Raw genomic sequence first — 315 nt, 5'->3', positions numbered from 1 at the left:
GCTGCGCCAGGCCGCGGCCGAGGAGGGCACCAGCGGCCCGGTGCCGAGGTTCGACGTGCTGCTGCTGGGCGTCGGGCCGGATGCGCACATCGCCTCGTTGTTCCCCGAGATGGGCGGCATCCGCGAGGAAGAGCGGTCCGTGATCGGCGAGACCGATGCGCCGAAACCACCTCCGGAGCGCGTGTCCCTGACGCTCCCGACGATCAACTCCGCGGACGAAGTCTGGCTGGTGGTGGGCGGCCAGGACAAGGCCGGCGCCGTGGGACTCGCCCTCGCCGGCGCCAACCCGGTGCAGGTTCCCGCCGCCGGTGCCCG

1 protein-coding gene is annotated in these 315 nt (G+C 73.7%); it reads left to right on the top strand.

Translation table 11 applies throughout. The features are described 5' to 3' along the window. On the top strand, positions 1-315 hold a 315-nt coding region (locus AC5RUJ_RS18905), incomplete at both ends, for a 6-phosphogluconolactonase (protein ID WP_494156593.1).

This window comes from Arthrobacter sp. Y3223164, assembly GCF_059091005.1.
The sequence above is the reverse complement of the archived record's forward strand: the minus strand, read 5'-3'. Positions and strand labels throughout refer to the sequence as shown.